We start from the raw sequence: 12,552 nt of genomic DNA on the forward strand, positions 1-12,552 counted from the left end.
CATCCAGGTGGCCATCGACGCCAAGAAGCTCGACGCCAAGGCAACCGTGACGGCTGAATCGCTGGTTGCCGCCGGCGTTATCCGCCGCGTCAAGGACGGCGTGCGCATCCTCTCGGACGGCGAGATCAAGGCCAAGCTCGCCTTTGACGTTGCCGGCGCCTCCAAGGCCGCGATCGAGAAGATCGAAAAGGCTGGTGGCTCGGTCAAACTGCCGGAAAAGGCAGCTGCTGAGTAACGGCAATTTGAAGCGCGATCGGCAAGAGTGGGATCCATTTTTTGCTCACGATTGCACTTTGATCTGCGCAATTTAGGCGGCCGCGTCGACGCGGCCGCTTGCATGTTTAGAGCCCGGAGCTTATCTCGTGAGCTTCGGTGAAACGCACCGCCTGACCTCAGGGCCATCAAGCGTTACCAAGCGGAGAATCAGGCATGGCTTCGGCTGCTGAACAATTAGCCTCGAATCTGAATTTCTCGGCCTTCGCCAAAGCGGAGGATCTGAAGAAACGCATCTGGTTCACGATCGGCGCGCTGCTCGTCTATCGCCTCGGCACCTATATTCCGCTTCCCGGCATCAATCCCGACGCCTTCGCCCAGGCCTTCTCCTCGCAGAGCAAGGGCGTGCTGGGCATGTTCAACATGTTCGCCGGTGGCGCCGTACAGCGCATGGCGATCTTTGCGCTCGGCATCATGCCTTACATCTCCGCCTCCATCATCATGCAGCTGATGACTTCGGTCATCCCGTCGCTGGAAGCGCTGAAGAAGGAAGGCGAACAGGGCCGCAAGGTCATCAACCAATACACGCGCTACGGCACCGTGCTGCTTGCGCTGGTTCAGGCCTATGGCATTTCGGTCGGTCTGGAAGGCGGCAACGGCATCGTCAGCGATCCCGGCATGTTCTTCCGTATCTCGACCGTCGTGACGCTGGTCGGCGGCACGATGTTCCTGATGTGGCTCGGCGAGCAGATCACCGCCCGCGGCATCGGCAACGGCATTTCGCTGATCATCTTCTCCGGCATCGTCGCCGGCCTGCCGCACGCCATCTCCGGCACGCTGGAGCTTGGCCGCACCGGCGCGCTGTCGACCGGCCTGATCCTGGCGATCATCGTGCTCGCCATCGTCGTCATCGCCTTGATCGTGTTCTTCGAGCGCGCCCAGCGCCGCTTGCTGATCCAGTATCCGAAGCGCCAGGTCGGCAACCGCATGTTCCAGGGCGATACCTCGCATCTGCCGCTGAAGCTCAACACGTCGGGCGTCATTCCGCCGATCTTCGCCTCGTCGCTGCTGCTGCTGCCGGCCACCGTCGCCGGCTTCTCGCAGACGACCAACATGCCGGCCTGGGCTAGCACCGTGCTCGCCTCGCTCGGCCATGGCCAGCCGCTCTACATGCTGTTCTATGCGGCGATGATCGTGTTCTTCGCCTTCTTCTACACTGCGATTGTCTTCAACCCGAAGGACACAGCCGACCAGCTCAAGAAGCATTCGGGCTTCATCCCGGGCTATCGTCCGGGCGAGCGCACAGCCGATTATATCGATTACGTTCTCACCCGCATCACCGTCGTCGGCGCCATCTATCTGGTGCTGGTGTGCCTGCTGCCGGAGTTCCTGATCTCGGCGACTGGCGTGCCATTCTACCTTGGTGGCACATCGCTTCTGATCGTGGTCAGTGTCACGCTCGATACGGTTGCGCAGATTCAGGGTCACCTGATTGCGCACCAGTATGAAGGCCTGATCAAGAAGTCGAAGCTGCGCGGGGGGAAGAAAGCCAGATGAGGTTGATATTGCTTGGGCCGCCAGGAGCGGGCAAGGGGACACAAGCACAAAGACTGGTAGAAAAACACGGCATACCCCAGCTTTCGACGGGCGACATGTTGCGTGCTGCCGTCCAGGCTGGCACCGAAGTCGGCAAGCGGGCCAAGGCGGTGATGGATGCCGGTGAGCTGGTGTCCGACGCCATCGTCAACGCGATCGTCGCCGAGCGTATCGATCAGGCCGACTGTGCCAACGGGTTCATCCTCGACGGATATCCGCGGACCCTGGTGCAGGCGGACGCGGTTGAGCAGATGCTTTCGGATCGCTCCCAGGGCCTCGACGCCGTCGTCGAACTTGTCGTCGACGACAAGGCGCTTGTCGGCCGGATAGTCAAGCGCGCTGACGAGGCGCAGGCCGCCGGTCTGCCCGTTCGCAAGGACGACAATCCGGCCGTGTTCGAGGAGCGTCTGCGAGAGTACTACAAGAAGACGTCGCCGCTGATTGGCTACTACTACGCCAAGGGCAAGCTCCGGAGTGTCGACGGCATGGCCGATATCGATGCCGTGACGGAGCAGATCGAAGCGGTGCTCAAGGACGCAGCGCGGGGAAATTAACGATTGCACTTGACGGAAGCGGTTCGCTGCGGTATGGCGGCCCGTCTTCCTATCAGGTATTGGCTTTGCTTGTCCGCAAGGGCAAGGCAGCCGCTTTGAACTGGAAACTCCCGCATGGGCCGGCCTCCACCGGACGCGGGGCAACTTAGCGCCGGGCCTGCCTTTTTAGAAGGTTGGCCGGCCCACATGGAGAAGAGAAGAATATGGCTCGTATAGCCGGCGTCAACATTCCGACCAACAAGCGCGTCGTCATTGCGCTTCAGTACATTCACGGCATTGGCAAGAAGTTCGCCCAGGAGATCGTCGACAAGGTCGGCATCCCGGCCGAGCGTCGCGTCAACCAGCTCACCGACGCGGAAGTGCTGCAGATCCGCGAGGCGATCGATCGCGATTATCAGGTCGAGGGTGACCTGCGCCGCGAAGTCTCGATGAACATCAAGCGGCTCATGGACCTCGGCTGCTACCGCGGCCTGCGTCACCGCCGCTCGCTGCCGGTCCGCGGCCAGCGCACGCATACCAATGCGCGCACCCGCAAGGGCCCGGCCAAGTCGATCGCCGGCAAAAAGAAGTAATTTTTTAGGGGAATAGGGGAGTAGGGGAGTAAGGCAGTAGGGAATGCCCGCAATCGGGTCGCACTTTTCCCCTACTCCCTTACTGCCCTATTTCCCTACTCCCTTACGAAGGTGGAGCCGCTGGCATTACGGCGGTGTAGAGATCAACTGAAAGGACTATCATGGCCAAGGAAGCCGCTCGTGTTCGCCGTCGCGAACGCAAGAACATCTCGTCGGGCGTTGCCCACGTCAATTCGACCTTCAACAACACGATGATCACCATCACCGACGCGCAGGGCAATTCGATTGCCTGGTCGTCGGCCGGTGCCCAGGGCTTCAAGGGTTCGCGCAAGTCGACCCCGTTCGCTGCCCAGATGGCTGCCGAAGACGTTGCCAAGAAGGCCCAGGAACACGGCATGCGCATGCTCGAAGTCGAGGTCTGCGGACCCGGCTCCGGTCGTGAATCGGCACTGCGCGCCCTGCAGGCGGCCGGCTTCACCATCACCTCGATCCGTGATGTGACGCCGATCCCGCACAATGGCTGCCGCCCGCGCAAGAAGCGTCGCGTCTAAGCAATTTACCGAACGTCGCGCGAGCGCCCTTGGGGCGCTCCTCCACGGCATTCCAGGTCGCCCGCCACGATTGGATGGTGGCGGGTCAACGGAAGGAAAGCATCATGATCCAGAAAAATTGGCAGGAACTGATCAAGCCGAACAAGATCGAGTTCTCGTCGAAGAAGAAGACGCTGACCACGCTGGTCGCCGAGCCGCTCGAGCGTGGCTTTGGCCTGACGCTGGGCAACGCGCTGCGTCGCGTGCTTTTGTCTTCGCTGCGCGGTGCGGCTGTTACCGCCGTGCAGATCGACGGTGTTCTGCATGAATTCTCGTCCATCGCCGGTGTGCGCGAGGACGTGACCGACATCGTCTTGAACATCAAGGAAATCGCCATCCGCATGGAAGGCGACGGCCCCAAGCGCATGGTCGTTCGCAAGCAGGGACCTGGTGCGGTTCTCGCCGGCGACATCCAGACGGTTGGCGACGTCGAGATCCTCAACCCCGACCACGTCATCTGCACGCTGGACGAGGGCGCTGAAATCCGCATGGAATTCACCGTCGACACCGGCAAGGGTTACGTGCCGGCCGACCGCAACCGCGCCGAAGACGCGCCGATCGGCCTCATCCCGGTCGACAGCCTCTATTCGCCGGTCAAGAAGGTTTCGTACAAGGTCGAGAACACCCGCGAGGGCCAGGTTCTCGACTATGACAAGCTGACCATGACCATCGAGACCGACGGTTCGATCACCGGCGAGGACGCGGTGGCTTTCGCCGCCCGCATCCTGCAGGACCAGCTTGGCCTGTTCGTCAACTTCGACGAGCCGCAGAAGGAAGTCGCCACCGAGGCCGTCACCGAGCTCGCCTTCAACCCGGCGCTGCTCAAGAAGGTCGACGAGCTCGAGCTTTCGGTGCGTTCGGCCAACTGCCTGAAGAACGACAACATCGTCTATATCGGCGACCTGATCCAGAAGACGGAAGCCGAGATGCTGCGCACTCCGAACTTCGGCCGCAAGTCGCTGAACGAGATCAAGGAAGTCCTGGCGGCGATGGGCCTGCACCTCGGCATGGAAGTGCCGGATTGGCCGCCGGAAAACATCGAAGACCTCGCCAAGCGTTACGAAGATCAATATTGAGCATGAATTCCAAGGATCGGCGGCGTGGGCCGCTCGATCCGACGGTCATGCGGAAAACCATCAGGGGCCTCGGCCTCCTGAACAACTGAAGAAGGAAAAGAGCCATGCGCCACGGTTTCAAAGGCCGTCGCTTCGCCCGAAGCATTAGCCATCGCAAGTCGATGTTCGCCAACCTCGCCGTGTCGCTGCTCGAGCATGAGCAGATCGTCACCACCCTGCCGAAGGCGAAGGATTTGCGTCCGATCGTCGAGAAGCTGGTGACGCTCGGCAAGCGCGGCGACCTGCACGCCCGCCGCCAGGTGATCGCGCAGATCGGCAATGAGGGCGTCGTCAAGCGCCTGTTCGACACCATCGCCCCGCGCTACGCCACCCGCAATGGCGGCTATCTGCGCATCATGAAGGCGGGCTTCCGCCACGGTGACAATGCCGCCATGGCCGTCATCGAGTTCGTCGATCGCGACATTTCGGCCAAGGGCGCCGGCGACCGCGCCCGCATCGAAGCCGAAGGCACCGAAGCGGACGCCGCAGCCGCATAAGGCTCGGTTTTTCCAAATGATTTCAAAGGGGCCTTCGGGCCCCTTTTTGGTTTTCTGGGAAGCAATAGCGGGCGCTCAAAGCCGATCTCGCGGCCGAAACCGGGGGTCTCTGCCCAAAATAATCGGATTTCGGCGGCTTAGCCTTTCATTTTGCACAATCGTCGGGACAATGCCCCCGAACTCGCCTTGGAGGATTCGTGAATGCGCGCCAACCGACTGTCCCTTGTTCTGCTCTTCGCCATGATGGCGTTTGCGGCCGCACCGGTGGTCAGGCAGGCATTGGCCGAGGAGACCAAGACCGATCCCGGCCTGTCCGACGTGCTGACCGACCTGTTGCACGGGGTCGAAGGCGAGAACGCCACCTCCGGTCCCGACAAGCGCGTGCCGTTCGGCCGCGAGGAAGTACAACTGTCGTTTGCGCCGCTGGTCAAGCAGACGGCGCCGGCCGTGGTCAATGTCTATGCCTCGCAGACCGCCAAGGTGACGTCGCCTTTCGACGGCGATCCGTTCTTCGAGGAATTCTTCGGCCGCTCGCAGCCACGTGCGCAGTCGTCGCTCGGCTCCGGCGTGCTGGTCGATCCGACCGGCGTCGTGGTCACCAATTACCACGTCATCAAGGATGCCGATCAGGTCAAGGTGGCGACCGCGGACGGGCGTGAATTCGACAGCAAGGTGCTGCTGAAGGACGAGACGTTCGATCTTGCCGTGCTCAAGATCACCTCGGACAAGCCGTTTCCGGTGATTGCCATTGGCGATTCCGACGCGCTCGAGGTCGGCGATCTGCTGCTGGCCATCGGCAATCCCTTCGGCGTCGGCCAGACTACCACCAGCGGCATCGTCTCGGCGCTTGCCCGCAGCCATATCGGCGTGTCGGATTCCAGTTTCTTCATCCAGACCGACGCTGCCATCAACCCCGGCAATTCCGGCGGCGCGCTGATCAACATGGGCGGCCAGCTGGTCGGCATCAACACGGCCATCTACAGCCGCGGTGGTGGTTCGATCGGCATTGGCTTCGCCATTCCCTCGAACATGGTTCGCGCCTTTGCCGACGCCGCCAAGGCCGGGCTCGACTTCTTCGAGCGGCCCTATGTCGGCGCCGAGTTCGAAGCGGTGACGCCGCAGATTGCCGAATCGCTCGGCATGGAGAAGCCGACCGGTGCACTGGTCTCGTCCGTCGAGGCGACCGGACCGGCCGCCAAGGCGGGGCTCAAGCCCGGCGACGTCGTGCTGCAGCTCAACGGTAAACCGGTCGAGAGCATCGAGGCGCTGGACTACCGGATGGCGACGCTGTCGATCGGCACCACCGCCAATTTCGCGGTTCTGACCAAGGGTCAGCAGGCGGCGATGGACATCGCGCTGGAGCGCGCTCCGGAAGGCATGAAGGCTGCCGAAGTGACCCTGCATGGCCGCAGCCCGTTCTCAGGCGCCAAGGTCGCGGAACTGTCGCCCCGGCTCGCCCAGCGGCTTGGCCTGCGCACAGATATGAAGGGCGTCACCGTGGTCGACATCAACCGCGATTCGCCGGCCGCCGATTTCGGTTTCCAGCCGGGCGACATCGTGCGCGAAGTGAACGGCACCACCATCGATACCGCGGCTACCTTGGAGCTGGCGGCCAAGACGGATACGCGCTGGTGGCGCTTTACCGTCGAGCGCGGCGGGCAGATACTGCGTCAGGTGTTGCGTTATTAGAGCAGGTCCCTTCGGGCTCATGCTCCAGCGAAAAAGAAGTGCATGGCCGATCTGTTCAGCGTCGATGAACCGGAAAAGGCGTCGCCCGGGCGGCCGCTGGCCGACAGGCTGCGGCCGAGAAACCTTGGCGAAGTCGTCGGCCAGGAACATCTGACCGGCCCCGACGGCGCGCTGACCCGGCTGATCGGGTCCGGCTCGCTCGGCTCGATGATCTTCTGGGGGCCGCCGGGCACCGGCAAGACCACGGTGGCGCGATTGCTGGCCGGCGAGACCAGCTTGGCCTTCGAGCAGATATCGGCGGTCTTTTCCGGCGTCGCCGATCTGAAAAAGGTGTTCGAAGCAGCCAAGCTGCGCCGTGCCAACGGCCGCCAGACCTTGCTGTTCGTCGACGAGATCCATCGCTTCAACCGCGCCCAGCAGGACAGTTTCCTCCCTGTCATGGAGGACGGCACGGTCGTGCTCGTCGGAGCCACAACCGAAAACCCGTCCTTCGAGCTGAATGCCGCTCTGCTGTCGCGCGCGCGCGTTCTGGTCTTCCATTCATTGGGCGAGGAGAGCATCGCCAAGCTGATGGCGCGGGCCGAGGAAACCGAGGGCAGGGCGCTGCCGCTCGACGACGAAGCACGAACGATGCTCATCCGCATGAGCGATGGCGACGGCCGCGCGTCGCTGACGCTCGCCGAAGAGGTCTGGCGGGCGGCAAAGCCCGGCGAGGTCTTCGATCCCGAGGGCTTGCAACGCATCGTCCAGCGCCGTGCGCCGATTTACGACAAGGGCCAGGACGGCCATTACAATCTGATCTCGGCGCTGCACAAATCGGTGCGTGGCTCGGACCCCGATGCAGCTCTCTATTATCTTGCGCGCATGTTCGATGCCGGCGAGGATCCGCTCTATCTCGGCCGGCGGCTAGTGCGCATGGCCATGGAAGACATCGGCCTTGCCGATCCGCAGGCGCTGGTCGTCGCCAATGCCGCCAAGGACGCTTACGACTATCTGGGCTCGCCCGAGGGCGAGCTCGCCTTTGCCGAGGCCACGGTCTATCTCGCCACCGCGCCCAAATCCAACGCCGTCTACACCGCATTCAAGGCTGCCACGCGGGCCGCGAAAGAACACGGCTCGCTGCTGCCGCCCAAGCACATCCTCAATGCGCCGACCAAGCTGATGAAAGAGGAGGACTACGGCGCCGGCTATCGTTACGACCATGACGAGCCGGATGCCTTTTCGGGGCAGGACTATTTTCCGGAGAAGATGGGCCGCCAGACCTTCTATGATCCGCCCGAGCGCGGCTTCGAGCGCGATATCAGGAAGCGGCTCGATTATTGGGCGAAGCTGCGCAAAGAGCGGGAATAGCAGGCTTGCGTGACCCGGTCGTCGTCACGCTCCGAAACGAGGCTTTGCCCTGGGGCATTTCCGCCTGGTTCCCAGGGAAAAATGGGACGAGCTTGGCCTGCCGGCAGTGCATTGACCTGATACCGGCAGGCTTCATCAGGCAGCCAGCCGGCCGCGATACCACGGCCGTTGTGTGGTGACCCAAAAAACCTTATCAAGGCGCACGACCGGGCGGTGGTCGTTGCCGTGATTTGGGCACCTCATTCGCAACAGGATTGCGCTTCGCGCGTGGAAAAATGACAAAAACCCTTCGCAAATCCCTTCGCAAATTCGCTATTGCCATCCCGCTTCTCGCCCTTGGCTTTTATTTCATTCCCATCCTGACAACGATCTTCATCGTTTGCGGCCTCATCGACGTGCTGCGCAACGACCGCAAGGATTTATCGCTGTTCAGCGGTTACTTCCTCGGCAACGGCCTGTTCACCTGGCTGCTTTCGCCGTTCAATCTGCTGGTCGACCTGCTGTGCTACAGAAATCCGGGCGTCTGGAAGCTGGAGCAGTTTCCCGCCGACTATCAGCGCGAGGTCAATGAGGTCCTGGACATCTTCAAGGCGCGCAAGGACGAGATCATCGCCGACATCGACGCCAATTTCGGCGCCGGCCGGCGCGGCATGTATGTCTACCAGTGGTACGGCAAGCACAAAATCGACAACGTCGCCGAGTTCAACAAGGATTTCAAATACATCAAGACCATCGCCGTTTCCGTCTTCAGCAAGCGCGAATCGACCTCCTGGCACTTCGGCCCACTGCGGCTCAGCCTGCGCATTCTCTACAATCTGATCCCGGTGAAATCGGAGATTTTCGTCGAGTGCGGCAACGTCAAGAATTACTGGTACGACAATCCACTGTTCATCTTCGACGACACGCTGCTGCATCGCTCGGTCAACGAGTATGACGGCCGCCGCTACTGCGTGTTCATGGACATCATCCGTCCGTCCCCTGTTCCCGGCCTGATCGCGGCCATGCTCGCCATCGTCTCGGTGAGCGTCGAGCGCATCAATTCCATGTTCTACAAGAACTGGAAGATGATCGGTTCGACCAAGGCGAAGAAGACCGAGACGACCTGAGCAGGGCAACTGCTCAATGCAGCTGGCGGCACCGGCTGCATTTAAATAGCCCGGGGACAGTACCGATCATGTTGAATCTGCTTCTCGTTATGGTCGGTGGCGGCATCGGCGCCGGTATTCGTCACCTCACCAACACAGGCGCGCTGCGCCTTGTCGGCCCCAACTATCCCTGGGGCACAATGGCCATCAACATCGTCGGCTCCTTCGCCATGGGGCTGTTCATCGCCATCCTGGCGCGCCGCGGCGGATCGAACGAACTTAGGCTGTTCGTCGCCACCGGTATTCTGGGCGGCTTCACCACTTTCTCCGCGTTCTCGCTCGATTTCGCGACGCTGTGGGAGCGAGGAGCCACGCTGCCGGCGTTTGGTTACGCGCTTGCCAGCGTCATTGGCGCCATTATCGCCCTGTTTCTGGGACTTTGGCTCGCAAGAACCGTTTCATAATGCTATTGCCGCGCCGAGAGCAGGGCCGAGCCCTGCCGGGAAACGGATAAGCGAAAAGATATGGCAGGCGTTGAACAGATCACGGTGGAGGCCGGCGAGGCGGGCATGCGGCTCGATCGCTGGTTCAAGACCCATTTCCCGGGCCTTGGTTTCGGCCATCTGCAGAAGCTGCTGCGCTCCGGCCAGATCCGCGTCGATGGCGGCCGGGTCAAGGCCGATACGCGTGTCGAGCCCGGCCAGATGGTGCGCGTCCCGCCGCTCGAGGTGGACAGGAAGGGCGAGAGCGCGCTGACCGGTCACTCGATCCGCAACCAGGGCGATGCCGATGTCCTGGCGAAAATGCTGATCCATGAGGACCCCAAGGTCTTCGTCTTCAACAAGCCGGCAGGCCTTGCCGTGCAGGGTGGCTCCGGCGTCACCCGCAATGTCGACGACATGCTGGAAGCCTGGCGCAACCAGAAGGGCGAGAAGCCGCGCCTGGTGCATCGGCTCGACCGCGACACCTCGGGTGTCCTAGTGGTCGCCCGCACCCGGCTTGCCGCCATGAAACTCGCGGAAGCGTTTCGCGCCCGTGAGACCAAGAAGACGTACTGGGCGCTGGTCAAGGGCGTGCCGCCCAAGCGCGAGGACAAGATCTCGACCTGGCTGATCAAGGAGCCGACGCCTGACGGTGACCGCGTCCGCGTCGCCGCGCATGGTGAGAAGGGGGCCGACCACGCCGTTTCCTATTACCGCATCATCGAACAGGCAGCGCAGACGATGACCTGGCTGGAAATGGAGCCCTATACCGGCCGTACCCACCAGCTTCGCGTCCATGCCGCTTACATCGGCTGCCCGATCCTGGGCGATCCGAAATATTTCGAGGCCGATACCAACTGGGATTTTCCAGGCGGCATTCAAAACCGCCTGCATCTGCATGCGCGCCGCATCATCATTCCGCATCCCGACAAGGGCGTCATCGATGTCACCGCGCCAATGCCGCCGCATATGCGCCAGAGCTGGAACCTGATCGGCTTCGACGACGCCAGCGCGGAGGATTGACTTTGAGCGGCGCAACCGACGCGCTCGATCGCCGCGACACGGTCGACATGGCCGCCGCCGCCATCATGGTGGGCCTGACCTTTTCCTGGGGGTTGAACTATGTCGCCGCCAAGATCTCCTACGCCGGCTACGACCCGGTCTTCCTGTCGATCGCGCGCTCGATCATCGGCGGGTTGTGTGTCTTCGCCTGGTGTCGGTGGCGCGGCATCGCGCTTTTCACGCGCGACGGGACATTGCGCGCGGGCATAGCCGTGGGCGCGCTTTTCGGCATCGAGTTCCTCTGCCTCTATGTCGGCCTGGAGCATACGACCGTCGCCCGCAACACGCTGCTGGTCAACACGATGCCGTTCTGGATGCTGCTCGGCGGCCATTTCCTGCTCGGCGAACAGATCACCCTGCGCAAGTTCCTCGGCCTGCTACTGGCTTTTGCCGGCCTTGCCGCGGTGTTTTCCGATAAGCTTGGCGGTGGCGGGGATATGCTGTTCGGCGATCTCCTGAGCCTCGGCTCCGGATTTTTCTGGGCTTTGACCAACATCCTCATTAAGCGGTCGAAGCTGGTCGAGGCGAGTGCTGAAAAGCTCTTGCTCTATCAGCTCGCCGGTGCTGCAATCGTTGGCATATTGGTGCTGCCTCTCGCCGGGCCGCCCGTTCGCGACCCGACCGTGCTGCCGACTTTGGCTCTGCTGTTCCAGGCGTTCTACATCGTCGCCTTCACCTATGTGCTGTGGTTCTGGCTGCTGCGGCGCTATCCGGCGTCAGGCCTGTCCAGTTTTACCTTCCTGTCGCCGGTTTTCGGCGTTTTGTGCGGCGCCATGTTCTTGAATGAGCCGCTGACCATGCGCATTTTCCTGGCACTTGGCTTGATTGCCGCCGGCCTGATCATCGTCAACCGGCCGGCGCGCAAGATCGTGCCGGTGTGAGAGAGACCTTCTATGCGTGATATCCTCAACGACCTCGAAGCGGGCAAGCATCTTTCCGACCCGGATCCGATGCGCCGCGCCCAGATCCAGATGAAGACACCTCTGCCGAAGCGCTTCTACAAGACCGTCTCGGTCGCGCCGGTGGAAGGCGGCTTTGCAGTGCATCTCGACGGCAAGCCGGTGCGCACGCCGGGCAAGGCGCTGCTGGCGCTGCCGACCGAGGCCGCGGCTGCGCTCGTCGCCGACGAGTTCGCCGCCCAGGGCGAGACCATCGATCCGGTGACGATGCCGGTGATGCGCCTCGTCAACACCGCCATCGACGGCGTCGCCAGCGATCCGCAGGCGGTGCTGGAAGACATCCTGCGCTTTGCCTCGTCCGATCTGCTCTGCTACCGCGCCGAGGCGCCGCAAGGGCTGGTGGAACGGCAGAACGAGCATTGGGACCCGGTCCTCGATTGGGCGCGCGGCAGCCTCGGCGCAAGGTTCAATCTCGCCGAAGGCATCATCCACGTCGAGCAGCCGCGCGAAACTATCGCCGTGCTGGGCATCCATCTTGCCCAGCGCGCCGAACCGCTGCGGCTCGCCGCCATCCATGTGATGACCTCGCTGACCGGCTCCGCGCTGCTGGCGCTGGCTGTCGATTTCGGCGAGCTCGACGCCGAGGGCGCCTGGGCTGCCGGCCATGTCGACGAGGACTGGCAGATCGAGCATTGGGGGCAGGATGCGGAGGCAGTCGCGCGCCGCGCGGCCCGCAAGCGCGACATGATGGCTGCCGCCAGCCTGCTCGAAGCGCTCAAGGGCTGACGGTTCCACCGCTCGTTCGGCTTCATCCCGCAGCGCACCTAATACCAAAGTCATAATCCCAA

At 62.5% G+C, this 12,552-nt stretch carries 14 protein-coding genes; all 14 read left to right on the forward strand.

Annotation, left to right across the window (positions count from 1 at the left end; genetic code table 11):
• Positions 1–235 (forward strand): uL15 family ribosomal protein (locus NKJ06_RS23735; protein ID WP_352810810.1); only part of this gene is annotated, 235 nt, incomplete at its 5' end.
• Between the two features lie 194 nt (positions 236–429).
• Positions 430–1,770 carry a preprotein translocase subunit SecY gene (gene secY, locus NKJ06_RS23740; RefSeq protein ID WP_056588610.1) on the forward strand — a complete coding sequence of 447 codons (1,341 nt, stop codon included), beginning with the start codon at positions 430–432 and terminating at the stop codon, positions 1,768–1,770.
• A complete protein-coding gene (locus tag NKJ06_RS23745; RefSeq protein WP_352633703.1) occupies positions 1,767–2,363 on the forward strand; it encodes an adenylate kinase in 597 nt (198 codons plus the stop codon). Before secY ends, NKJ06_RS23745 begins: the two co-directional genes overlap by 4 nt.
• Positions 2,364–2,566: 203 nt before the next feature.
• Positions 2,567–2,935, forward strand: a complete 369-nt coding sequence (gene rpsM / locus NKJ06_RS23750) for a 30S ribosomal protein S13 (RefSeq protein WP_023757968.1) — start codon at positions 2,567–2,569, stop codon at positions 2,933–2,935.
• 161 nt (positions 2,936–3,096) lie between these two features.
• Entirely contained in the window at positions 3,097–3,486 is a 390-nt protein-coding gene (gene rpsK, locus NKJ06_RS23755; protein WP_006205444.1) for a 30S ribosomal protein S11, read from the forward strand.
• Between the two features lie 104 nt (positions 3,487–3,590).
• Positions 3,591–4,601: a DNA-directed RNA polymerase subunit alpha gene (locus tag NKJ06_RS23760; RefSeq protein ID WP_352487615.1), complete on the forward strand. Its 1,011-nt coding sequence runs from the start codon at positions 3,591–3,593 to the stop codon at positions 4,599–4,601.
• 104 nt (positions 4,602–4,705) lie between these two features.
• Positions 4,706–5,137, forward strand: a complete 432-nt coding sequence (rplQ, locus tag NKJ06_RS23765; RefSeq protein ID WP_352633706.1) for a 50S ribosomal protein L17 — start codon at positions 4,706–4,708, stop codon at positions 5,135–5,137.
• 201 nt (positions 5,138–5,338) lie between these two features.
• A complete protein-coding gene (locus NKJ06_RS23770) occupies positions 5,339–6,826 on the forward strand; it encodes a Do family serine endopeptidase (RefSeq protein WP_352633707.1) in 1,488 nt (495 codons plus the stop codon).
• Between the two features lie 42 nt (positions 6,827–6,868).
• On the forward strand, positions 6,869–8,176 hold the full coding sequence (locus NKJ06_RS23775) for a replication-associated recombination protein A (protein WP_352633709.1): 1,308 nt from the start codon (positions 6,869–6,871) through the stop codon (positions 8,174–8,176).
• Between the two features lie 275 nt (positions 8,177–8,451).
• Complete coding sequence (locus tag NKJ06_RS23780; RefSeq protein WP_352633710.1) at positions 8,452–9,282, forward strand: aspartyl/asparaginyl beta-hydroxylase domain-containing protein; 831 nt, start codon at positions 8,452–8,454, stop codon at positions 9,280–9,282.
• A gap of 68 nt (positions 9,283–9,350) precedes the next feature.
• Positions 9,351–9,725 carry a fluoride efflux transporter CrcB gene (crcB, locus tag NKJ06_RS23785; protein WP_352633712.1) on the forward strand — a complete coding sequence of 125 codons (375 nt, stop codon included), beginning with the start codon at positions 9,351–9,353 and terminating at the stop codon, positions 9,723–9,725.
• Positions 9,726–9,785: 60 nt separating this feature from the next.
• Positions 9,786–10,766 carry an RluA family pseudouridine synthase gene (locus NKJ06_RS23790; RefSeq protein ID WP_352633714.1) on the forward strand — a complete coding sequence of 327 codons (981 nt, stop codon included), beginning with the start codon at positions 9,786–9,788 and terminating at the stop codon, positions 10,764–10,766.
• Between the two features lie 47 nt (positions 10,767–10,813).
• Entirely contained in the window at positions 10,814–11,686 is an 873-nt protein-coding gene (locus NKJ06_RS23795) for a DMT family transporter (RefSeq protein WP_352633775.1), read from the forward strand.
• A gap of 12 nt (positions 11,687–11,698) precedes the next feature.
• On the forward strand, positions 11,699–12,490 hold the full coding sequence (locus NKJ06_RS23800) for an ATP12 family chaperone protein (RefSeq protein ID WP_352633716.1): 792 nt from the start codon (positions 11,699–11,701) through the stop codon (positions 12,488–12,490).
• The last annotated feature ends 62 nt before the right edge of the window (positions 12,491–12,552 follow it).

Source organism: Mesorhizobium sp. M0293 (assembly GCF_040321735.1).
GTDB lineage: Bacteria > Pseudomonadota > Alphaproteobacteria > Rhizobiales > Rhizobiaceae > Mesorhizobium.

Coding starts and splice junctions, on each gene's coding strand:
- crcB (WP_352633712.1), top strand. CDS start 9,351: ATGTTGAATCTGCTTCTCGTTATGGTCGGTGGCGGCATCGGCGCCGGT.
- NKJ06_RS23795 (WP_352633775.1), top strand. CDS start 10,814: ATGGCCGCCGCCGCCATCATGGTGGGCCTGACCTTTTCCTGGGGGTTG.
- NKJ06_RS23760 (WP_352487615.1), top strand. CDS start 3,591: ATGATCCAGAAAAATTGGCAGGAACTGATCAAGCCGAACAAGATCGAG.
- NKJ06_RS23800 (WP_352633716.1), top strand. CDS start 11,699: ATGCGTGATATCCTCAACGACCTCGAAGCGGGCAAGCATCTTTCCGAC.
- secY (WP_056588610.1), top strand. CDS start 430: ATGGCTTCGGCTGCTGAACAATTAGCCTCGAATCTGAATTTCTCGGCC.
- NKJ06_RS23770 (WP_352633707.1), top strand. CDS start 5,339: ATGCGCGCCAACCGACTGTCCCTTGTTCTGCTCTTCGCCATGATGGCG.
- NKJ06_RS23780 (WP_352633710.1), top strand. CDS start 8,452: ATGACAAAAACCCTTCGCAAATCCCTTCGCAAATTCGCTATTGCCATC.
- NKJ06_RS23790 (WP_352633714.1), top strand. CDS start 9,786: ATGGCAGGCGTTGAACAGATCACGGTGGAGGCCGGCGAGGCGGGCATG.
- rpsK (WP_006205444.1), top strand. CDS start 3,097: ATGGCCAAGGAAGCCGCTCGTGTTCGCCGTCGCGAACGCAAGAACATC.
- rplQ (WP_352633706.1), top strand. CDS start 4,706: ATGCGCCACGGTTTCAAAGGCCGTCGCTTCGCCCGAAGCATTAGCCAT.
- rpsM (WP_023757968.1), top strand. CDS start 2,567: ATGGCTCGTATAGCCGGCGTCAACATTCCGACCAACAAGCGCGTCGTC.
- NKJ06_RS23745 (WP_352633703.1), top strand. CDS start 1,767: ATGAGGTTGATATTGCTTGGGCCGCCAGGAGCGGGCAAGGGGACACAA.
- NKJ06_RS23775 (WP_352633709.1), top strand. CDS start 6,869: ATGGCCGATCTGTTCAGCGTCGATGAACCGGAAAAGGCGTCGCCCGGG.